Origin of the sequence: Xylophilus sp. ASV27, from assembly GCF_016428875.1 — a bacterium.
In the GTDB taxonomy this organism is placed as follows: Bacteria; Pseudomonadota; Gammaproteobacteria; order Burkholderiales; family Burkholderiaceae_C; genus Xylophilus.
Genome location: NZ_JAELTO010000089.1, coordinates 1 through 18,816, shown reverse-complemented (window position 1 = coordinate 18,816; position 18,816 = coordinate 1). Strand labels below are relative to the sequence as shown.

Annotated in this window: 22 protein-coding genes and 1 tRNA gene; 8 read left to right on the top strand and 15 right to left on the bottom strand. The window is 64.0% G+C overall.

Annotated features, from left to right (window positions below):
• From JHD63_RS16940 to radC, 3 genes are all read right to left on the bottom strand, one after another.
• On the bottom strand, nucleotides 1–217 hold a 217-nt coding region (locus JHD63_RS16940; protein WP_198971976.1), incomplete at its 3' end, for a hypothetical protein.
• The gene (locus JHD63_RS16935) at nucleotides 214–717 is read right to left on the bottom strand and encodes a sigma-70 family RNA polymerase sigma factor (protein WP_198971975.1); all 504 of its coding nucleotides are present in this window, start codon (nucleotides 715–717) and stop codon (nucleotides 214–216) included. The genes JHD63_RS16935 and JHD63_RS16940, both read right to left, overlap by 4 nt.
• A gap of 47 nt (nucleotides 718–764) precedes the next feature.
• Nucleotides 765–1,442: a RadC family protein gene (gene radC, locus JHD63_RS16930; protein ID WP_198971974.1), complete on the bottom strand. Its 678-nt coding sequence runs from the start codon at nucleotides 1,440–1,442 to the stop codon at nucleotides 765–767.
• 91 nt (nucleotides 1,443–1,533) lie between these two features.
• On the opposite strand from radC, the gene JHD63_RS16925 reads away from it, so the two are divergent.
• Together JHD63_RS16925 and ispH are read left to right on the top strand one after the other, a co-directional pair.
• Nucleotides 1,534–1,995, top strand: coding sequence for an FKBP-type peptidyl-prolyl cis-trans isomerase (locus JHD63_RS16925; protein WP_198971973.1), 462 nt, complete (start codon nucleotides 1,534–1,536; stop codon nucleotides 1,993–1,995).
• Nucleotides 1,992–2,951, top strand: coding sequence for a 4-hydroxy-3-methylbut-2-enyl diphosphate reductase (ispH, locus tag JHD63_RS16920; RefSeq protein WP_198971972.1), 960 nt, complete (start codon nucleotides 1,992–1,994; stop codon nucleotides 2,949–2,951). Before JHD63_RS16925 ends, ispH begins: the two co-directional genes overlap by 4 nt.
• Before the next feature lies 1 nt (nucleotide 2,952).
• Here ispH and JHD63_RS16915 read toward each other — a convergent pair whose 3' ends face one another.
• The gene (locus tag JHD63_RS16915) at nucleotides 2,953–3,558 is read right to left on the bottom strand and encodes a CBS domain-containing protein (protein ID WP_198971971.1); all 606 of its coding nucleotides are present in this window, start codon (nucleotides 3,556–3,558) and stop codon (nucleotides 2,953–2,955) included.
• A gap of 67 nt (nucleotides 3,559–3,625) precedes the next feature.
• Here JHD63_RS16915 and serS point away from each other — a divergent pair, with 67 nt between their 5' ends.
• Nucleotides 3,626–4,951, top strand: a complete 1,326-nt coding sequence (gene serS, locus JHD63_RS16910; RefSeq protein ID WP_198971970.1) for a serine--tRNA ligase — start codon at nucleotides 3,626–3,628, stop codon at nucleotides 4,949–4,951.
• On the opposite strand, the gene JHD63_RS16905 is transcribed toward serS, so the two are convergent.
• Nucleotides 4,938–5,801, bottom strand: a complete 864-nt coding sequence (locus JHD63_RS16905) for a hypothetical protein (RefSeq protein WP_198971969.1) — start codon at nucleotides 5,799–5,801, stop codon at nucleotides 4,938–4,940. The genes serS and JHD63_RS16905 overlap by 14 nt on opposite strands.
• Nucleotides 5,802–6,400: 599 nt before the next feature.
• Here JHD63_RS16905 and JHD63_RS16900 point away from each other — a divergent pair.
• Together JHD63_RS16900 and JHD63_RS16895 are read left to right on the top strand one after the other, a co-directional pair.
• Nucleotides 6,401–6,649 carry a LuxR C-terminal-related transcriptional regulator gene (locus JHD63_RS16900; protein ID WP_198971968.1) on the top strand — a complete coding sequence of 83 codons (249 nt, stop codon included), beginning with the start codon at nucleotides 6,401–6,403 and terminating at the stop codon, nucleotides 6,647–6,649.
• Nucleotides 6,615–8,549 carry a sensor histidine kinase gene (locus tag JHD63_RS16895; protein WP_198971967.1) on the top strand — a complete coding sequence of 645 codons (1,935 nt, stop codon included), beginning with the start codon at nucleotides 6,615–6,617 and terminating at the stop codon, nucleotides 8,547–8,549. Before JHD63_RS16900 ends, JHD63_RS16895 begins: the two co-directional genes overlap by 35 nt.
• A 109-nt stretch (nucleotides 8,550–8,658) precedes the next feature.
• Here JHD63_RS16895 and JHD63_RS24120 read toward each other — a convergent pair whose 3' ends face one another.
• Entirely contained in the window at nucleotides 8,659–8,847 is a 189-nt protein-coding gene (locus tag JHD63_RS24120; protein ID WP_233168304.1) for a hypothetical protein, read from the bottom strand.
• A gap of 73 nt (nucleotides 8,848–8,920) precedes the next feature.
• On the opposite strand from JHD63_RS24120, the gene JHD63_RS16890 reads away from it, so the two are divergent.
• Both JHD63_RS16890 and JHD63_RS16885 read left to right on the top strand, forming a co-directional pair.
• Nucleotides 8,921–9,733 carry an IPTL-CTERM sorting domain-containing protein gene (locus tag JHD63_RS16890; RefSeq protein ID WP_233168301.1) on the top strand — a complete coding sequence of 271 codons (813 nt, stop codon included), beginning with the start codon at nucleotides 8,921–8,923 and terminating at the stop codon, nucleotides 9,731–9,733.
• Between the two features lie 90 nt (nucleotides 9,734–9,823).
• Nucleotides 9,824–9,908, top strand: a tRNA-Ser gene (locus JHD63_RS16885).
• A gap of 95 nt (nucleotides 9,909–10,003) precedes the next feature.
• On the opposite strand, the gene JHD63_RS16880 is transcribed toward JHD63_RS16885, so the two are convergent.
• The 7 genes from JHD63_RS16880 to JHD63_RS16850 all read right to left on the bottom strand — a co-directional run bounded on the left by JHD63_RS16880 (nucleotide 10,004) and on the right by JHD63_RS16850 (nucleotide 15,980).
• On the bottom strand, nucleotides 10,004–10,636 hold the full coding sequence (locus JHD63_RS16880) for a hypothetical protein (RefSeq protein WP_198971965.1): 633 nt from the start codon (nucleotides 10,634–10,636) through the stop codon (nucleotides 10,004–10,006).
• A 561-nt stretch (nucleotides 10,637–11,197) separates the two neighbouring features.
• A complete protein-coding gene (locus tag JHD63_RS16875; RefSeq protein ID WP_198971964.1) occupies nucleotides 11,198–11,707 on the bottom strand; it encodes a hypothetical protein in 510 nt (169 codons plus the stop codon).
• Between the two features lie 633 nt (nucleotides 11,708–12,340).
• A complete protein-coding gene (locus JHD63_RS16870; protein ID WP_198971963.1) occupies nucleotides 12,341–12,637 on the bottom strand; it encodes a hypothetical protein in 297 nt (98 codons plus the stop codon).
• 7 nt (nucleotides 12,638–12,644) lie between these two features.
• Complete coding sequence (locus JHD63_RS16865; protein WP_198971962.1) at nucleotides 12,645–13,565, bottom strand: hypothetical protein; 921 nt, start codon at nucleotides 13,563–13,565, stop codon at nucleotides 12,645–12,647.
• Entirely contained in the window at nucleotides 13,562–14,899 is a 1,338-nt protein-coding gene (locus JHD63_RS16860) for a tyrosine-type recombinase/integrase (RefSeq protein WP_198971961.1), read from the bottom strand. The genes JHD63_RS16865 and JHD63_RS16860 overlap by 4 nt, the downstream gene beginning before the upstream one ends.
• Nucleotides 14,896–15,324 (bottom strand): hypothetical protein, encoded by a 429-nt coding sequence (locus tag JHD63_RS16855; RefSeq protein WP_198971960.1) that lies wholly within the window; start codon nucleotides 15,322–15,324, stop codon nucleotides 14,896–14,898. The genes JHD63_RS16860 and JHD63_RS16855 overlap by 4 nt, the downstream gene beginning before the upstream one ends.
• A gap of 158 nt (nucleotides 15,325–15,482) precedes the next feature.
• Nucleotides 15,483–15,980, bottom strand: coding sequence for a DUF1643 domain-containing protein (locus tag JHD63_RS16850; RefSeq protein WP_198971959.1), 498 nt, complete (start codon nucleotides 15,978–15,980; stop codon nucleotides 15,483–15,485).
• Nucleotides 15,981–16,099: 119 nt separating this feature from the next.
• Between JHD63_RS16850 and JHD63_RS16845 the strand changes: the two genes are divergently transcribed.
• Entirely contained in the window at nucleotides 16,100–16,333 is a 234-nt protein-coding gene (locus tag JHD63_RS16845) for a helix-turn-helix domain-containing protein (RefSeq protein WP_063463050.1), read from the top strand.
• A 303-nt stretch (nucleotides 16,334–16,636) separates the two neighbouring features.
• On the opposite strand, the gene JHD63_RS16840 is transcribed toward JHD63_RS16845, so the two are convergent.
• Together JHD63_RS16840 and JHD63_RS16835 are read right to left on the bottom strand one after the other, a co-directional pair.
• Nucleotides 16,637–18,274, bottom strand: coding sequence for an AAA family ATPase (locus JHD63_RS16840; protein WP_198971958.1), 1,638 nt, complete (start codon nucleotides 18,272–18,274; stop codon nucleotides 16,637–16,639).
• 152 nt (nucleotides 18,275–18,426) lie between these two features.
• The gene (locus tag JHD63_RS16835; RefSeq protein WP_198971957.1) at nucleotides 18,427–18,681 is read right to left on the bottom strand and encodes a hypothetical protein; all 255 of its coding nucleotides are present in this window, start codon (nucleotides 18,679–18,681) and stop codon (nucleotides 18,427–18,429) included.
• Between the last annotated feature and the right edge of the window lie 135 nt (nucleotides 18,682–18,816).

Here is an 18,816-nt window from a genome sequence, read left to right as displayed (position 1 = left end):
CCCCCCCCCCCCCCCCCCCCCCCCCCCCCCCCCCCCCCCCCCCCCCCCCCCCCCCCCCCCCCCCCCCCCCCCCCCCCCCCCCCCCCCCCCCCCCCCCCCCCCCCCCCCCCCCCCCCCCCCCAAAACCCTTTTTTAGATGTGTATAAGAGACAGGAGCCGGACCATCCAGTCGATCGCCTGCTCCGTGGCGGCGTCCAGGGACGGGGGCACGCCTCAACCCGCCGGACAGGTGTAGAGATGCACGATGGCCTGCTTGACGTAGCGCTCGACCGTGGTGACCGAAACGCCCATGCGGGCCGCGATCTCGCCATGCGCCAAGCCCTCCAGGCGCCGCAGCAGGAAGGCCTGGCGCACCTTTGGCGGCAGCCCGTCGAGCCAGCGGTCCAGGGTCTCGATGGCCTCGCGCACCAGCGCATAGGTTTCGGGGGAGGGGGCCAGTTCTTCGGGCTGCGCGGCCAGCGTATCGAGCCAGGCGCGCTCCAGTTCGCGGCGGCGCCAGAAGTTGCAGAGCAGGCGCTGCGCCAGCGTGGTCAGGTAGGCGCGCGGCTCCTGCAGCACCGGGGCCTGGCCGCCGGTGATGACGCGCACGAAGGTGTCCTGCGCCAGGTCCGCCGCCACGTGCTCGTCGCCCAGCCGGCGGCGCAGCCAGCCCAGCAGCCAGGCGCGGTGCTCCCGGTAGAGGGCGTCGATCGGGGCGGCCGCAACGGGGGAGGACATGGGGTGTGAATGCCGGAATGAGAATTCATCTCATTCTATGCGGAGATTCACACCATGCCCTGCTGCGCCATCGACAGCGATTGCCCCGGTGCCACGATGACATGGTCCAGCACCCGCACGTCGACCAGCGCCAGCGCCGCCTTCAGCGTCTGGGTCAGGGACTGGTCCGCGCGCGAAGGCTGCACCTGGCCGCTCGGGTGGTTGTGCGCGAGCACCACCGCCGCGGCCTGGTGCTGCAGCGCGCGCACCACCACTTCGCGCGGGTAGACGCTGGTCTGGCTCAGGGTGCCGCGGAACATCTCGTCCATGGCGATCAGGCGGTGCTGCGCATCGAGGAACAGCACGGCGAACACCTCGTAGGCGCGCGGGGCGAAGTGCAGTTGCAGGTAGTCGCCCACGGCTTGCGGATCGTCGAACACCTGGCGCTCGCGCAGGCGCTGCGCCAGCGCGCGGCGCGACAGCTCCAGCACGGCCACCAGCTCGGCGCGCTTGGCGCTGCCGCCCAGGCCCTTGATGCGCTTCAGGTCTTCGGCGGTGGCGTGCAGCAGGCCGGCCACGCCGTCGAAGCTGTCGAGCAGTTCCTGCGCCAGTTGCAGCACGCCGCGCCCGGGCAGGCCGGTGCGCAATAGCAGGGCCAGCAACTCGACGTCGCTCAGGGCGCCCGGGCCGCGCGCGAGCAGCTTCTCGCGCGGGCGGGCATCGGCAGGAAGGTCTTTGACGGGCATGGGCGAAAAGGCGGCGCGGCCGAAAAAACGCCCCGCCGCGCACCGGAGAAGCCTGGGTTTCTACAATGGAGCCCAGATTATCGGTACCTCCATGTCCTCTGCTTCCATTTCGCCGGCTGTCGTGCAGCCCGGTTCCTTCCTCACGCTGCATTACCGCCTGGCGGGACCGGCGGGCGACATCATCAACACCTTCGCCGGCAAGCCGGCCACGCTGTCGCTCGGCACCGGCGAGCTTTCGCCCGCCGTGGAGGAGCGCCTGATCGGCCTGGCCGAGGGCACGCGCACCCGCTTCGAGCTGCCCGCCGGCGCCGCCTTCGGCGAGCGCAACCCGCACATGCAGCAGTGGGTGGCGCGCAGGCTGCTGGCCGAATTGGGCGACCCGGACGAGCAGTACCACGTCGGCGACGTGGTGCAGTTCCCCACGCCCGACGGCCAGGGCCGCTATGCCGGCTCCGTGCAGCAGGTGAAGGACGAGGCGGTGCTGTTCGACTTCAACCATCCGCTGGCCGGCCAGCCGGTGACCTTCGAAGTACAGCTGATCGGGGTGCTGTGAACACGGCCGCGCCCTCCCAGACTGCACTCGACGTGGTCCTGGCCGAGCCGCGCGGCTTCTGCGCGGGGGTCGACCGCGCCATCGAGATCGTCGAGCGCGCGCTGCAGAAGTTCGGCGCGCCGATCTACGTGCGCCACGAGATCGTGCACAACACCTACGTCGTCAACGACCTGAAGCAGAAGGGCGCGATCTTCATCGAGGAGCTGTCCGACGTGCCGCCCGGCGCCACTCTGGTGTTCAGCGCCCACGGCGTGAGCCGCGCGGTGCAGGACGAGGCCAGGGCGCGCGGTTTTGCGATCTTCGACGCCACCTGCCCGCTGGTGACCAAGGTGCACGTCGAGGTCGCCAAGCTCGCCAAGGAAGGCTTCGAGTTCATCATGATCGGCCACAAGGGCCACCCCGAGGTCGAAGGCACCATGGGTCAGCTCGAACACGGCATCCACCTGGTGGAAGACGTGGAAGACGTCGCCAGGGTGCAGCCCGGCCAGACCGAGAAGCTGGCCGTGGTGACCCAGACCACGCTCAGCGTGGACGACGCGGCCGAGATCTCCGCCGCCGTGCGCGCGCGCTTTCCCCGGGTGCGCGAGCCCAAGCAGCAGGACATCTGCTACGCCACCCAGAACCGCCAGGACGCGGTCAAGGTCATGAGCCCGCAGGTGGAGCTGGTGATCGTCGTCGGCAGTCCGACCAGCTCCAACAGCAACCGCCTGCGCGAACTGGCGGTGCGCCTGGGCACCGAGAGCTACATGATCGATTCGGCGGACGAACTGCAGCCTGCTTGGTTCGAGGGCAAGACCCGCATCGGCCTGACCGCCGGCGCCTCGGCGCCCGAGCTGCTGGTGAACCAGGTGATCGAGCGCATGCGCGCGCTGGGCGCGGTCTCGGTGCGCAAGATGGCGGGCATCGAGGAGACCTTGAAGTTCCCGCTGCCCAAGGGCCTGAAGATAGAGGGCTGATTCAGCCCCAGAGGTCCAGCGGGGGCTCGGCCACCATCGCGCGCAGCAGATCGCCGCGCGCGATGAAGCCGCACAGCGCTCCCTTCTCATCGACCACCGGCAGGCCGGGCAACTCGTGCGCCAACAGCACCTGCGCCACGTGCCGCACGTCGGTGTCCGGCGTCACGGCCGGCACCGGCGACAGCATGTGCGCCTGCACTGGCGTCGCGCCGTTCTCCGCTCCGGCGTCCGGCGCCCTCGCGCGGATCAGCAGGCCCACCAGGTCCCCGTTGGCGCCGAGCACCGGCGCCTGGCCGACCCCGCCCGCGTCCAGTTCGCGCAGCGCTTCGGCCAGCGTGGCGCCGACCTGCACGCTCAGGACCCGGGGCGTCATCAGCTCGGACACCCGCCGCACCAGGCGCGGCCCGCCGCGCGTGGGCTGCGTATACGCGGTCACCGCATCCTGCGCCACGCCGCCCTGCGGCCGCGCTGCGGGCGGGGTGTCCGGGCTCGGCGCCGGCACCCCCACCGCCTCGCCCGCGCGCAGCCGCCGCGGCGCCGATACCGGCGGCAGACCTGCCGCATCACCGCCGTAGCCGCGCCCCCCGAGCCCGTAGATGTAGAACATGGCGATCTCCTGCTTGCCCCGGCATGGTAGTCCGGTAGCCGCCGGGCCCCAAAACTACAATCGGATGATGCTAGACATCACCCTTCTCCGGCGCGACCTCGACTCCGTGCTCGCCCGCCTCGAAGCCCGCAAGGCGGGCCAGACCTTCCTCGACGGCGCGGCCTTCGCCGCGCTGGAGGCCGAACGCAAGACGCTGCAGACCCGCACCGAGGAGCTGCAGGCCGAGCGCAACAGCGCGTCCAGACAGATCGGCCAGCGCAAGTCCAAGGGCGAGCCGGCCGACGACCTGATGGCCCGCGTCGCCGCGATCAAGGACGAACTGGAATCTTCCGCCATACGGCTCGACGCACTGCAGTCCGAACTGCAGTCCCTGCTGCTGGCCGTGCCCAACCTGCCGCACGAGAGCGTGCCGGTGGGCGCCGACGAATCCGGCAACGTCGAACTGCGTCGCTGGGCGCCGCACGGCCTTGCGCCGAAGAAGTTCGATTTCCCGGTGAGGGACCACGTCGACCTGGGGGCGCCGCTGGGGCTGGACTTCGACACCGGCACCAAGCTCGCGGGGTCGCGCTTCACCGTCATGAAGGGCCCGATGGCGCGGCTGCACCGGGCGCTCGCCCAGTTCATGCTGGACCTGCAGACCCAGCAGCACGGCTACACCGAGTGCTACGTGCCCTACATCGTCAATGCCGACTCCATGCGCGGCACCGGCCAGTTGCCCAAGTTCGAGGGCGACCTGTTCGCCGCCAAGAAGGGCGGCCAGGACGGCGAGCCCGCGCCGGACAACGCCGCGCTCTACCTGATCCCCACCAGCGAGGTGCCGCTGACCAACTTCGTGCGCGACGAGATCGTGGCCGAGGACGCGCTGCCGATCCGCCTGACCGCGCATACGCCCTGCTTCCGCTCGGAAGCCGGCAGCGCCGGGCGCGACACGCGCGGGCTGATCCGCCAGCACCAGTTCGACAAGGTCGAGATGGTGCAGGTCACCCATCCCGAGAAGAGCTACCTGGCGCTGGACGAGATGGTGGGGCACGCAGAGACCGTGCTGCAGAAGCTCGGCCTGCCGTACCGCGTGGTGTCGCTGTGCACCGGCGACATGGGCTTTGGCGCCGCCAAGACCTATGACCTGGAAGTCTGGCTGCCAGCGCAGGACACCTATCGCGAGATCAGTTCGGTCAGCAACTGCGAAGCCTTCCAGGCCCGCCGCCTGCAGGCCCGCTTCAAGAATGCCCAGGGCCGCAACGAGTTCGTGCACACCCTCAACGGCTCCGGCCTGGCCGTGGGCCGCACGCTGGTGGCCGTGCTGGAGAACCACCAGAACGCCGACGGCTCCATCACCGTGCCCGAGGCGCTGCGGCCCTACATGGGCGGCGTCACGACCCTCAAGGCCGGCTGATGCGTCCGGCCCGGGCGCGCCGGTGGTGCACCTGGGCCGTGGCCAGCAGGATGAACAGCCCCAGCGCCAGCACGCCCGGCCAGGGGAGGCCGGGCACCGGCTGCGCCACGGGTGCCGCGGCCGGGGCCACGCGGAAGATCGCCAATTCGTCGAAGGAGACGGGCGATCGGCTGTAGAGCGCGATCCTGTCCATCGCTGGCGCCAATCCGTTGGCCTGCGTTTGCGCTGCGGGCGGGTTCAGGTAGTCGAAGGTGGCCAGGTCGGGATTCACCCAGAGCCTGGTCGTCATCTGCATGTAGTCGATCTGCACCAACACCAACGACTGGGTTCCCAGCAGGCTGCCGGCGGTGCAGCCCACGGTGTCCAGGCCAGCGTCCAATATCGAGTACCGGGCGTTGGGGCTGCTTCCGCAGTTGCCGTTGCCGCCAATACCGCCTGTCAGGGCGCCCCCGGCAGAGAATCGCAGCGTGGGAGTGCCGCCGCCGCTCACGGCGCCAAACTGGGCCAGGAACCTTACGAAGACGACACCCGAGTCGACCAGCGGCAGGGTCCGCGCGGCGTCGTTCAACGCGGTGCCGGCGAAGTAGACGACGCGTCCGCCTGCCGATGTGATGCCGGGATAGCTGAGGGTGCCGGCACTGGTGCGGAAGTCGGTGAAGGTGGCGCTGTCCGAGAGCCATGCCGAGGTCCAGCCGGCGTTCGAATTTCCCAGGCCGGTCAAGTTGCTGCCGTCGGGGTACTCAAAACTATCGCTCGCCACGCTGGTGATGGTCACCGGGGCCGCTGCGGTAGGGCCGGCACTGGCCAGGAGCAGCGCAATCGCTGTGATGGTCTTGGCGATGGATTTCATGGATGTTCTTGTGGGCTACACGATTCGCCTGGCGGGTGCCGGGTATGGTCCTCCATCCAGCCCCATTCCTGAATATGCTGCTATCGGGACGCTGCAGACCAGGAGGAGGCTCTTGAAGATTTCAGACTGTAGCGCAGCAATGTAACAATTTGATATTGATGCGCGCCTGTGCCGCCAGGTGGCAATGGGCGCCGGATTTTGCGCAGCTGGCAGCGCGTATCCGGGCTCTGGAGCGCCATGGGGTCGGGGCCGGAAAGGGCCTCTTGGGAGCGCGCCTCAGGCAAGGCTGGCGTGCGTGCAGGACTGTCTGGAGCCGACTTCTGCAGGAATCCCGGGCGCTGCAGGAACACGGGACAAAGCCATACCGAGTCGGCAATTTGTAGGAGGATCGAGCCCCATGACCGTTGCCAAGCCCACCCTGCCGGATACGCGCATCCCTGTCGCCTGGGTCGAGCATGACCGGGTCATCCGGGAACTGGTAGTCGGCGCGGTGCGATCCGCTCCGGACTTGGTGCGGGCCGATCGAGCGGCGGATCCTGATGCGCTTGCGCGGTGCTGCGCGTTCGGCCCACGCACCCGGGGGCAGGAACTGGCAGCCCGTGCCAGGCGTTGGACCGGCGGCCGGTGCGGCCAGCCGGGCGGGCCCGTCCGTCGTGCTGTCCGGGCGCGTGCGCGAGACGCTGGAGATGATCACCAAGGGCAGTGCCTTGGACGAGATCGCCGCGTACATGCAGGCGGCCCCTCACACCGTGCAGACCTGCGGGCGCCGCATCCACAGCAAGCCCAAGGCGAGTTCGCGCGCCGGATTGCTTCATGAAGCTCGGCAACTGGGTCTCCTGCCTCCATGAGGTATGTCTTCTGGCCGTGGCCTGGCTGGTCTGGCCGGCAACGGCCGGGTGGGCCGCGCCTGCGCCATCGCCGCTGCTGCATGGCACGCAGGCAGAGATCCTGCGCGACACACCTGCCCGGATGCACTCGGCCCCAGTGCTGGAGGCGGTGGACGAGGCGCAGTTGGCGGGCCGCTGGGAGCCGACCGCGCTTCCCCTCGCATTGCCGCGCAATGCCCTGCCGGGCTTGCAGACCACCTGGATACGGATACGCCTGGACGCGCTGGAAGAGGTTCGCGGGGCGACGCGCTTCTACCTGCCGCGCTGGCTGGCGGCGGGGTACCTGGCGATCTACGCTGACGGGCGCCTGGTCTACCAGTCGCCTGGTTCGCCGGTGTGGAGCCTGTTCACGCACCCGGCCGTCATGTTCCCCCTGAGCCAGGGCGTGGACGGCACGCCGCCCAGGACTCTGCTGGTGCGCATCGACCGGTCGGGGGCGCAGGCCGGGGCACTGTCTTCCTTCTACCTCGGCGAGCCGGCACAAGTGGCGACGCTGGCAGAGCGCAAGGATTTCCTGGAGGTGCAGATGCCCTTCATGATGAGCGCTGCCTTCGTGCTGGTGGGTGTCTTCGCGCTGGGCGTGTGGGTGGTGCGGCGGCGTTACCCGGGCCACCTGATCTTTGCGATTTCGCTCCTCAGCATGCTGCGCCGCTGGCATTTCGAACTGGGCATCGAGCGCCTGCCGGTGCCGGACGTGTGGTTCGTCTGGCTGACCCTCAACGCACTGGTGTGGCAGATCGTCTGCACCCACCAGCTGCTGCGCCTGCTGCACGGCCGGCGCCAGCCGGTGCTGATGTCCGGCCTGGTGGCTATGGGCTGCTTGCTGACGGTGGTGTCCCTGCCGGCGGGTTTCCTGCATCTGCCGAACCTGCTGGTAGCGCGGCAAACGGCCTATCTCATGGTGATGGCGATGGCGCTGGTCGTTTCGGTCAACGGCTGCATCCTGGCCTGGCGCACGCGCTCGGTGGATGCGGCGCTGCTGGCTGGCGCCTTCACGATCACCTTTGTCGGCGGCGTGGCGGACTATGTCAGGCTGCTGTACTTCACCGATGCCGAGAGCGTCTATTTCACGCCGCATGCGGCCCTGGTCTTCGCGCTCACCTGCATCTACATCCTGTTCCGCCGCTACCTGCGGGGCATGGACGATATCGAGTCGGCCAATGCCGGCCTGGAAGAGCGCGTCCGGGCGCGCGAGGTGGAGCTCAAGCAGAGCTACGAGCGCCTGCACCAGGTGGAGATGCGCCAGACCTTGATCGAGGAGCGGCAGCGGTTGATGCAGGACATGCATGATGGCCTGGGCTCGTCGCTGACCAGTGCGCTGCGGGTGGTGGAGAGCGGGCAGCGCGGCAATGTGGACCTCAGTGGCCTGCTGAAGAGCTGCATCGACGACCTGAAACTGGCCATCGACTCGCTGGAGCCGGTCGACGCCGACCTGCTGCTGTTGCTGGCGACGCTGCGCTACCGCCTCGGCCCGCGCTTGAAGGCAGCAGGCATCCTGCTGCACTGGGAAGTGACGGAAGTGCCCAGGCTGGACTGGCTGGATCCGCGCAAGTCGCTGCACATCCTGCGCATCCTGCAGGAGGCATTCGCCAACATCCTCAAGCACACCCAGGCCACGGAGATCCGTGTCGCCACGGGCCTCGACGGAGGATGGGTATGGGTCACGATCACCGACAACGGACCGGGGTTCGATCCGGAGGAGGGGCGGCAGCGCCGCGGGCGCGGGCTGGCCAACCAGGAGCGCCGGGCCACGGAACTGGGCGGAATGATCGGTTTTGAGGCGGCGCAGCCTGGGACACGGGTGCGCCTGATGATTCCGGTGGACCAGGAGCGCAGCAGGCGCGGCGCGCTGCCCCGCTAGGCCCTCCAGGCGCGGCTCCCGACTATGGTTTTGTCCCCAATTCTGGGGACAGACAGACCGCAGGGAGCGCTGCAGAATCCGCGGCGCTCGTCACCATGGCGCTTTCAAATCAAACCAGACCATGCGGCGTTGGCTGGGTTTGCAGCAGCGGCTTCATTTGTATGTTTTTCTTATCGATCTCAATGTTGATTGTCGATAAATGCCGGATGCCGCATTTGCAGGCTTTTATATTCGATAAAGGGGTAAATATGCCATCGATTAAATGCCTGTTGCAGCGCGCCTGCGTGGTAATAGCCATGTTGTTGTCAAGTGCCGTCCATGCAGATGTGCTGAATGCGTCCAATACGGCAGGGAACAGCCATCGAGGCAACATGTTTGACCTCGAGGCCAACAAGCTCATAGCCATCACCCAGTTCGATGTGAGCCCCATGGGGGACACTACGATCCAGATCTACTACAAGGCCGGGACCTGGGTGGGCTTCGCCAATAGCCCGAATGACTGGACGCTGATACAGACCAAGCCTGTCGTCTATACCGGCGGCTTTGTACCGGTGGCGCTGGATGCTCCCTTCATATTGCCAGCCAATCAGCGCTATGCGTTTTATATTACATCGAACATCAGCACGGTCAACCTGAATTATTCCAATGGCACTGGGGTCGGAAATGTATTCTCGTCCGATGCCAACCTGACCTTCTATGAAGGCGGCGGCCTGGAGTATCCATTCACCCAAGGAACCGGCGCGGTGTATCAGCCCCGTGTGTGGAACGGCGCTATCCACTATGCCATCGTCGGCCCAGTGACCCACTACGCGGTGTCTGCGCCCTCCAGCGCGGTGCAGGGCGCCGGGGTGAGCCTGACGGTCAAGGCGCTTGATGCCAACGGGTACGTGAATCCAGACTATGCGGGCACCGTGCACTTCAGCAGCTCGGACGGCGCGGCGGTCTTGCCGGCCGACGCGGGCCTTGGCAATGGTGCCGGGACCTTCTCGGCAACGTTCCGCACACTGGGCAGCCACACCGTCACTGCCACGGACACGGTCGCGAACGGCATCACGGGCGTGTCCGCGGTCGTCGTGGTCGCGCCGGCCCCGAGCATCCCCACGCTGTCCGAGTGGGCCTTGGTCGGCCTGTCCTTGGTGATCGCCATGTTCGCGATGGCCCGCATGCGGCGGCGCCATGCTTGAGCCGCGCGCGGCGCCACGTCCTGGCCCGTTTGCGCGCCACGGCTACGGACACGCCCGCGCGCTCTGCTAGAATCCGGGCTTCGACACACAGGAGAGGTGGGAGAGTGGTCGAATGTACCTGACTCGAAATCAGGCGTACGTGCAAACGTACCTTGGGTTCGAATCCCACCCTCCACTGCAAGTATTCATATCAGACGGGCCCGAGTGGCCCGTTTTGCATTTCTACCTTCCGTTTTATCTATCGCAGCGACGAGTTCGCTGAGGCTTTTTTCATTTCCAGCCTGCCGCGTACACACCATGCATGACGGCAATGTGCGTCTCGTTTACGGCCTGCGAGTACTGACCCAATATTTCGCGGGTGATTTGCACAGCGTTGTTCGCATTTACGGCGAGGTGAGGCGCTCGTTCAATATCGCGGGGGCCCAGCCGACCGTATCTGTGGAGGAGCACGTTGCGCACCATAGATGCCTCATTCAGAGTGTTTGAGGCATGGGGCGGTATAGCTACCTCGGCTCCGAGCCAACCGAATAGCGTCGTCAACCGAGCGGCAACATCCCATCCACCGTCGGGAGTTTTTTGTTTCGCTTTCTGGTCAAGTTTTTGAGCGATTTCTAGACATTTCTCATCTGACCATGGCCAAGCTGCCATGTCATATGTTCCGCGAGCAAATTTGTCGGCAGCAGCTGTTGCGGCGGAGTTGATCGTCTCCAGTGCCGCCGCGATGATGTTCTCAGTGCCACTCTCGTATGCGGACCAGAGACTCAGGAATGCAAGCACGTTGACTCTGTGATAGTCCTCCGCTTGCATTTCAGATACCCAGCGCAAGTTGTCTTCTGCTTGCGCAACGAGTCTTGTGATCGTCTCTGGTGCCGCCCCTCTCTTATGTCCGGCATCCGCCAGCAAGACTTTATGTAGGGCCCTAGGCCTCCCACCATGTGTAGACAGTCGGTGAGATAGCTGGCTAGAAAGCGATCTCCGACCAGTCGAGAGCCGGTTAGATGCATCGCCTGCAGCACCTTGTGCTCTGGCGATGTTCCTAGCGGACGGTCTTGCAGTTCTGGCATGGCAGGTGCGAGTAGCTCGGGTAGACCTATCGTACCCGTGACCACGTTTTTTTCGCTGCCGTCAGTACGATCTGAGCTTGGCTCCGTCCACCAACTTGGAGGAGGGAGCTATTGGCCCCTTGAGAGAATCTCCTTTTGACTGTCCTAGTCTTTGATGGCGCAGCAGCGATCTCGTGATCGTTTGATTTCCGCCAGCCATAGGTTTTCCCGGCGTTTTATCTATCGTGGTGCAGGGGTTGTTGTATAGCCGACGGTCTATTGGTCAGCCACTGCTGTAGTTCTGGTGCTGCCCCACCGAAGATGGTCCCGACGAACAGTAAAACTACGCCAACAGCTGACACATGGACTCCGCCAGTCGCGGTGGATTCGATCTTCTTTGATACGGCATCAATTTGCCCTGTCACTGGCGTGCCTGTGCGTTCAGGGCTTCTTGCGCTTTGCTTTCAGCCTGCAGGACCGTTATGTATGTCCTGCCCTGCGCATCTTCCAATTTCTTGACGATGCTTTCCAGGTGACCCACGCGGCCTTCGATACTTTGGTCAGCCGAGGGACCGTGAGTGGAGTAGCCATACCCCTGGGCAGACAACCCCGGCAAGGCTATGTTCATAGTGGCCGTTATCGCAGGAGGATTGAGTGGAGGGAATACCTTTATCAATGCCTTGAACTGCGAGCGGACGGTTGGCTGCCCAAATTCAGCTCGTGTTTTCAGGATGCCCCATACCACCGTGAGTACACCGCCTAGCTGCAAGCACATGCCAGCCAGACGAAATGATTGCTCAGTCCAGCCAAGCGAGCCAACAACAACGATGGATATGCCTACCAATGCAATTGCCCACCAATAGGAATTGCTGATAGGGACCCGTTTTACCCAGCGGCCGATCTCCCTCAGCCACCGAACAAATTTCTTCATAGCTCTTGTGCCCTTTGTTGTTGGCACCTGTTATTTCAGGGGCGAAATGGACATTTTCCAGCCCCACCCAGCCGGGCTTTGCAATTGACCCTGGGTGACTATTGCGCAACACCGACTACTCGATGCGCCCTCACGCAGTCATTTCCCTCGTCCACGACCTGGCGCGCTCCGCGTATGACCCTGTACGTAGGTTCCGTTGGATCTTGTGTACCCGCGCACTGTCACGTCGGTTCCTGCAGAGGAGGGGCGACCTCCATATCCCGCTGAGCCACTGTATGGGTAGCTGCTGCCACCAAAGCCGGATGAGTACGACTCTGTCTGCGTAGGCTTGCATGGCTCGGACAATTTGTCCGCATACTGGATTTCCTGGTTATCTCCCTGGATGCAGGCCACTTTCTGATTGGCAGTAACACAGGGTCGATCTTGATACTCGGTCTTCCCGTTGACTTCGCACTTGTAGAGTGGGCCTGCATTCGCACCAGAGCCCACCATGCAGATAGCGAGGAATACTATGGAGCGGAGAACGTGGCCGAGTGTTGGATGCATTCTTGTCTTTCGCGCCTACCATCGATTTTGATGGGCACGATCCCACATCCTGCCCTGGCACTATTGCAACTACTGCAGGCGGTTCCGTCAACGTGAAATTGCCCGAGCCAGACACGCCTTGCGGCTGTTCTGGTCTTTGATGGCGTAGCACGGATCCCGCGATCCTTTGATTTCCGCCAGGCACTGGTTACGCTTGTCACCATCCTTGATGCGGTAGCAACTTCCAGGGTCCCGCTTGACCTGCGCCAGACAGTACGCCCGCTTGTCTGCATCCTTGATCGCGTAGCACTCCGAGGTGCCCGCCATGGCCTCCCCCATCCAGGCCCCTGCGATCATGCAGAGCGACACGAGGAGGTAGCTTCTCGCTATGTTGCTGGTGGTCATGGTGTCCTCATTCGCAAATGCTGTGGAACATGGCCTGCTCCTCGCCAGCGGTGCATATGGTCAGTTGTTGCCCATCACGTTGCCAGCGGAATCTACACATAGCCAGTCCTGACCCGCTGCACGTCAGCATTTCCGGATGGCCTTCGCATCGTGTGTCACCCTCCATGCATTGATCTACGTCCTTGGAGATCACAGGTTGCCAGCCATCACGCAGGAGCACCACCCGCACCTGTGCATAGGATTCGGTACGCGCGAATGGCAGGACGGGATGGCGATTGGGTGTGGCCTGGGTCTGCGACCCATCCACCACAGGCGGTGCAGAGCGATCATTCCCGTCTGGTGCCTTGCGAGAGACCATGAGTGGCGCGCGATTTTCTGCTGCCACGGGTTTGCCGGTGATGTTCTGCCATTGCCCGGCATATGCCCAGTAGGTCTGCCCTTGGTAGGTGACCAGCATGCGTTTGGGCTTGAGGGGTTCTGCATCCTTCGATGATTGCCATTCCATCCAGTCCACCCTCACTGGATCACCATGCGTCACCTCACGGCATTGCCCGCGTGCGATCTTGCGCATGGCCTCCGATCTCCATGCCGCTGCATCTCGCTGCATGTAGGTGTCACTGCTCATGATGCGCCTCTGCATATCCGGTTGGTGACGGAATTTCTCTAGCAGGGCTTGGTTGGTCACATCCTTGGCATCGACGATTTCATCGAGTGATTGCTGCTCACGGCACAGCAGGGCAGGCTCTGTCATGGCGGGGCGCAGTTCCAGTTCTACATCCGGCACGAGCAGTGCGGCAGGGGCCATGACCACGACAGCCAGCCCATACCAGGCCAAGATCACCTTGGCTTTGCCGATGCGACCCCGCCCCCATGTGGCCGATGACCACGCAGTGAGAGATTTCCATTTGGTGGCGAGATAATTTTTCATTGCATTGCTCCCTCTGTGTTGTTGTGTTGACCGGGTGTGTTGTCCCGTGTTGATGCGAGTGGGTCAGAGCTATGACCGACAGTCATATTTCCTGCGCGACGACCGAGGGCGTAGTCAGCCCAGTCCTGCATGAGCTGTTGCCGTTTGGCGAGGAGGTCACCACGCCGATACGCGGCCTCCACCTTGTTGCCCACGGTATGGGCCAGCGCCATTTCTGCGACCTCATTGGGGTAGTCGGTCTGCTCTGCGCACCAGTCGCGGAACGTAGAGCGGAACCCATGGGGCACTGCCTCCAGTTTCAGGCGACGGAGTACCGCCGTGAGCGTCATGTCCGAGAGCGCACTACCTAGTTCGGGATCACGGCTGTTAGGACTCGGGAATACATACGCCTTGCCCGTGGTGCGTCCCGCTGCCAGTGCGATGGCTTTCATTTCTTGCATCAGTGCAATGGCAGCATCCGACAGCGGCACCCGATGGGCCTTGCTGGCCTTCATGCGTTCAGCGGGGATCGTCCATACCCGCGCAGCCAGATCGATTTCTTCCCAGGTGGCTCCGCGAACTTCTCCGGAGCGGGCTGCCGTCAGGATCAGGAATAGCAGGGCCTTGGCACCCATCCCTTCCTGACCCACCAGATGCTCCATGAATACTGGCAACTGCGCATAGGGCAGCGCCTGAAAATGCGTGGTCTTGGTCACCTTGCCCGGAGCAGGCAAGAGCTTGTCCAGCAGCCCCTTCCAGCGCGTAGGATTGGAGTCGGTGCGGTAGCCCCGTGCAATGGCCCAGTCGATGACGGATTCGATGCGACCGCGCAGGCGGGTGGCAGTTTCCGTCTTGCTGGACCAGATCGGCTCCAGCACTTTGAGCACCATCGCCAGCGATATGTCCCGCACAGGCATCTTGCCCAGCACAGGGGTGGCGTACATGTCCAGCGACCGCTGCCACTGCTGCGCGTGCTTGGCGTTCTTCCAGCCCTTCTCATGCGAGGCGATGTACCGCTTGGCCGCCTCACCGAAGGTCATGCTGGTGTGGATTTCCGCGACCAGACGGGCCCGAGCTCTGCGTGCATCCTCGATGGGGTCGATGCCCTGCGCCAATTTGGCACGGGCAGCCCGAGCCGCCTCCCGTGCATCGGCCAGCGTGACGGACGGATAGGAGCCCAGGCCAAGGTCACGCCGCTTGCCTGCCACTTGATAGCGCAATACCCAGCTGCGCGAGCCATACATCGTGACATTGAGGATCAGGCCACGCACACCACCGACATGGTTGGTGCCACGGCGCCAGAGGGCTGCCACCTGGGCCGCGCCCAGTTCCTTGCGAGGTTCGCGGGGCATCATGGCTGCACCTCCGCTGACGCAGGACGGAGATAGCCAGGGGGCTCATAGATCAGTACCTGCCACTCGCACACTGAGGCATGAGTCAGTGCTTGGGTAGGGTCGCCCCCATCCATGGGGATCAGCTCACTCTCGACGGCGCGAGTGCGGCCCTCGGCGAGCCAGTTGGCCCAGACGCGGTAGCGGGCGATCATCCCAGCGTCGCGCTGGTGGAGATAGACGACCTGCAGGGTTGCAGGCGGGTTCGGTGCGGTCAATCGAATTTCCTCCTTGACTGCCACTCTGGAGAATTTGGAGGGCTTGCAGGAAATTTCGATTTCATCGTCCCGGAGCCCGCATGGGGCAAGGCGATGCTCTCCTCTCCCCAATTTCATTGAGCTGGTTGCTATCAATTTCATATCAATGACTCCTATGTCATTGATTTTCAATAGCTTTTTCCAGCGGAGGAGAGGGGGTGTCCGGAGCTGGCGGGCTGTCTTGAGGGACGAGACAGAGGGCGAGTTTTCTTGCGACGCGAGACACGGAGGCTACCCGGCGATGGGGAGTATGGAGGGGAGGGCAGCGGGTAGAGCTACCCGCCATCTGTTCAGGCCAGCTCGTAGGGTTCCAGGGTCCAGCTATAGCTCAGGCCACGCGGGTGACGCGGGTGGCCGTTGGCGGTCAGCTCACCGAATCGGCGCCACTGAGGGTTGTATTTCGCCAGCCGCTGGAACAGCTCGTCCCGGGTGCGGTAGAGGTACGGGCGGTTCATCACCAACTCACCCCAGGCAGCCCAGATGGTGGGATTGGGGTACTGGGCAATGATCTTCTCGATTTCTTCCAGATTGCGCTCGCAGGCCATGGGCGCAGGCTTGGACGGCAGGTCTTGAGGATCGGTGGCCCGCACCGGGTAGAGGTTCAGCATGATGAAACTGTCGAATCCACATTGCTGGGCCACCTTCACCACCTTGGTGACTGTGTTGTCCAGTTTCTCCTGGGTGGCGGTGCTGGGATTGATGCCGATGGTGATGAGCGGACGCTTGCCGATGGTGCCCAGGGTGTAGCGCCACTGGTCGTCGTGCTCGGAGTGGTAGATGTCGTACATAGTGCCTTTCAGGTGGGTATTCGTAGCGTCTGCCCAGTCCGCTCAGGCTCGGGCATCAGATTATTTTGTACCACATATGCGGGTGCATAGAGTCGTCAGGCAACGGACAGTCCCTGCCCATGACCAGGGACGAGGCATTGATCGCTGCGTTCGCCGACGAGCTTCGCTCCCGGCGTGCTGCGCTGCGACTGTCCCAGGAGGAATTGGCCCATCGTGCAGGCATCAATCGGACCTACATCGCCAAGTTGGAGTTGGCACGCAATCAGCCTACATTGACTGTGTTGCTGCGCGTGGCCGAGGCGCTGGAGGTGCCGCTTCCGGAGTTGATTGCTGGGGCTCTTGGTCGGCGGTAGTGGCTCAGCATCTCCGGTGCAGTTAGCCAGGGAGCCGGGAGCGCGGCTGGAGATATGCCCCACGGCTCAGGTATTTGCCTACCATTCACCGGGCCTGTCTGGGCCCAGTAGATATCCAGACGGGCTATTGCTGATGGTTAGGGTGTCTGGGTGGAGCACTCACTTCGGCATGGATGACTTTCCCCGGAGTGCAGGACTCAGCTTCCAGGCAGCGCCCCACTTTCGGTCTTCCCAGCCAGTCCCCCGCTCCCCCGCCCCCTCTCCCCCTTTAGGGGAGGGGGCGTGGGGAGTGGGAGGCTAGGGTCAGTGTGGCAGACGCACCTTACCCTCATGCAGGATCAGGAGTCCGGCATCGATCAGGGACTGGATCGCCTCGCGCACATTCTTGGCGCGATGGTTGCTGCCATAGCCTTCTTCCCCGCTGTCGCACTTGTCCTTGAATGCTTGCGCGACAACCTTGTTGATGGCTTCATAGGTCGCATCCCCCGGAGACTGTTCGCCATCGGGGCCGACGCCTGCGATGCTCAAATGCAAGGTGATTGCCTTTAGCGCCTCATCGGCTCGCTCCTGTGCCTTGGTCTTGGGCGATGGCAGGGCAGCCGGAGCCTCTGCATCCTCGACATGCCGCACCACGATGGATTTCAGGGGCTCCGTTTCATGCTCTGGCTGGAAACTGACCCCTTCGATCTTGAACCATCCGCTTGCCGGTACGCCGTCCCGACCCTTGTCCAGACGCCAGTAGCGATCTTCGCCCGAGCGACCCACTTCGATGGACACGTCCGGATTCGCGTGCAGCGCGTACGCACCGCGTGCACCCCGCTTGGGGTCATTACCGCAGTGGTGCACGAGCAGCACCGCCGCCCCGGTCATCTGCGTCAGGCGCTGCACGTTGGCGATCATCCCGGCCATGGCAGAGTTGCTGTTCTCCTCCGCCATCCCGGCGATGGACGCCGACAGCGTGTCGATCACGATGAACTTGGCATCGTGCTTCAGCGCCGTCAGTGCCAGTTCGTTGACATCCGCCTCGCTGACGACGTTGCAGGGATTGAAGACATAGTGGATGCCTTCCAGGTGGCTGACGCCCCGGTCGTGCTCCAGCGCCTGCACGCGGGTACGCACCCCGATCTGCCCTTCCAGGGCTACATAGATCACATTCGTGCGGGTCACGGGATGCCCTGCCCAGTCAGATCCACTCGCAATAGCCGCCACCATATCGAGCAGCAGCGCGGTCTTGCCCGCCTGGGACTCGCCCCACAGGATGATGACCTCGCCCCCATGGAACACATCGCGCACCAGCCAGACATGCCGGGGCAGATTGCGGAAGTCCTGCGAGGTATGGGTGGGCAGCCCGCGCGTTACCCCCGGCGGGAGCGGCAGGGTAGGCGCGGGCAATTGGAGCAGAGGCGTAGATGCAGGGGGCAGTGCCGCTTCTTCCAGTTCGGGTGCAGGTGCCACCATTGAGGACACGAGCAGAGGTTCAGCTTCCAGGCTGGGAGCGGCTTCCTTCGGGCTCGGCTCGGGCTGGAGCCCCACAGCTTGGGCGACGACCAGCTTCGCCATGTAGTTGCTATCACTGCCAGCAGGCGGGTGCTCGGTTGCCAGATTGTCGGCCTCCAGCTCCTTGCGCAGATTGCGCTGCCAATCGAGGATGGCAGCCATGAGTTGAGCTTCTCCGGCGTACTGGCGCGGGGGCAGAGATGCCGTAGGCAGAGACACCTCTTCAGATTCAGATTCGGGCGCAGGAGCTACCGTCGAGGACACGAGCACCGGTTCAGCTTCCTGGCTGGGTGTAGTGCCAGCGGCTTCCGTCTGCTCGTTTTCCATGGGGCTCGGCTTGGTATTGAGCCCCAGCGCTTGGGCCACGACCTGCTTCGCCACGTAGTTGTTGAGGTTGCGATTGGCCCCAGAGTGGTCAGCGGGGTTGACTTGATGGATAGACATATATGCTTTCTCATTGAATGTTGGGTGACATGCGCAAGACGCCGTGAGACGGGCAGGCAGTTGCCTTGCCCGATCGCCGGTAGATTGGCGTGTGAGCGCCCTGCGACATGCGGATAGACAGGGGCCGGAGCCCCTATCGCTTTAGGTCATGCCTACTTACCTGAGCGCTTGCGAGCGGCAGACTGCTTGCGGGACAGACGGCGCTTCTTGGCTGCCTGCTTGCGCGTCCCGGCCTGATCGACCGGCGTGGTGGCGAGACGGCGATCCATGCGCCACAGCCGGTCACCTACTGCGTCCACGTGATCCATGAGATCGCGCAGCATGGCATTCTGCTGCTTGAGCATCTGGTTTTGCTGTACCAGGGATACAGCCAGCAGGGACAGGGTAAAGTTCACTTCTTGATTCAAGATATGCTCTGACCTTGCCCTCGAAAAACGTATCCCTTGCTGAGTGTTTCAATACAAGCAAGGAAGACGTAAATGAGGAAGACGACGAGAGCGCGCTACACGCTCGAATTCAAGCAAGAGGCGGTGCGGCTGGTC